Source organism: Streptomyces sp. Ru72 (assembly GCF_002920635.1).
Lineage (GTDB): Bacteria > Actinomycetota > Actinomycetes > Streptomycetales > Streptomycetaceae > Streptomyces.
This window is the reverse complement of the sequence record NZ_PQSR01000228.1, coordinates 1-1,550: the sequence shown is the minus strand read 5'-3', so window position 1 is coordinate 1,550 and position 1,550 is coordinate 1. Positions and strand designations below refer to the sequence as shown.

The 1,550-nt window shown below is 77.2% G+C and carries 1 protein-coding gene and 1 pseudogene; both read right to left on the bottom strand.

The genetic code is table 11. The annotated features are described in order from the left end of the window. On the bottom strand, positions 1-1,021 hold a 1,021-nt coding region (locus C3488_RS39600; RefSeq protein ID WP_103845630.1), incomplete at its 3' end, for a VWA-like domain-containing protein. Between the two features lie 143 nt (positions 1,022-1,164). Further along, positions 1,165-1,550 (bottom strand): annotated as a pseudogene (locus C3488_RS39595) (AAA family ATPase); the annotation flags it as partial.

Here is a 1,550-nt window from a genome sequence, read left to right as displayed (position 1 = left end):
AGCGCAGCGCCCGGGCGAAGCCGGAGCGCAGATCCGTTCCCCCGCCGCCGACCAGTGCGATGTTCTCGGCGCGGCAGAGCGGGACGGCGACCCCGGCCGCCGCGTCGCAGGAGATCACCGAGACCAGGTCACGCCGTCCGCCCACGGCCCGCGAGATCGCCGCCACCTCCAGCAGCGCGCTGCCCAGCTCCGCGTCGCTCACCGACCCGGAGGTGTCGATCACGACGCAGACCCGGGGCGGCGTACGGCGCAGGCTCGGCAGCAGCACCCCGGGGATGCCGGCCGAGCGCCGGGACGGACGCCGGTAGCTGTGGTCCTCGCCCACCCCCGGCGCACCCGCCGCCGAGCGGACGGCCGCCCCCAGCAACTGCCGCCACGGTTGCGGTGGATGGAACGCCTCGTCCGCCCACCGGCGCCACCCCTGCGGCGCGTCGCCCGGTCGGCCCTTGATCCCCTCTGCGACCCGGAAGCGAACCGCGTCCCGCTGCTGCCTGCTCAGGCCGTGTGCCCCGTCGGGCCCCCGCTCCCACGGCCGGACCTGCCCGTCGGCTCCACTGCCGCAGTCCAGCCAGGCCAGGTCCGCGGCGAGCCCGGACATCGACGCCGTACGCAGGTACTCCTCCATCAGCAGCCCGGACGGCAGCCGCAGCAGCGACGGCAACACCGCCCCGGCAGGAAGGGGCAGACCGTCGCCGTAGATGTCGTCGTTGATCTCGAAGTCGGCGGCGATGTTCCGCCGCAGTCGCTCGCCCGGCCCGTGTTCCCCGTGCTCCCGCGCATACCGCTCGCCCCGCCCGTGGTGGTCCCGGAGCAGATGGGAGACCTCATGCACCCAGACGCCCGCCAGCTCCTCCACCGGGGTGCGCGCCACGAAGCCGGGGGAGGCGTAGCAGCGCCAGTGCGCGTCCACCGCCATCGTCGGCACCGACCGGTCCTCGACCACATGCAGCGCGAAGAGCGCGCTGGCCAGGTAGGGGCGGACCTTCACCGCGTGCAGTCGGGCGGCCAGCAACTTCTCCATGTCCAGGGGGAGTCCGGGCCGGTCGGCCGGCCCGCCGGAACCGGCCGGCGGCCCGGGCACGGTGGCCCGCACCGGACGCGGTGGCGGGGGCGGGGACATCGGGCGCGGCAGCGGGCGCGGCCCCGGGCGCTTCGCGGCCCCCGTCATCGGCGCGCCCCCGTCGCACGCCCGGCGTCGGCCGCCGCCGTGGCCCGCCCCACCGACCGGTCGGCCCGCCGGGCGAGACCGACCACCCCGGCCAGCCGCTCCACCGCATCCGGCACCTCCCAGTCGTCGCGCCGCAGCGCGGCCAACGCCGTGGCCGGGCCGACCAGCAGGTCCGGGGCACCGGTCGCCAGGGCGCGGACCAGCACCGCCCAGCCCGCCTCCCACCGCTCCCGCGCCGGCCGCGCCCCGACGGCGGCCACCACCGCCTCCAGCGCCGCCTGCCGCAGATCGCCCCGCTCCGGGCAGGTCTGCGCAGGCCGGATCGGCCAGCAGCGACTCCGGATCCGGCAGGTCCATCCGGTCCAGATGGGCAGGATTCGAG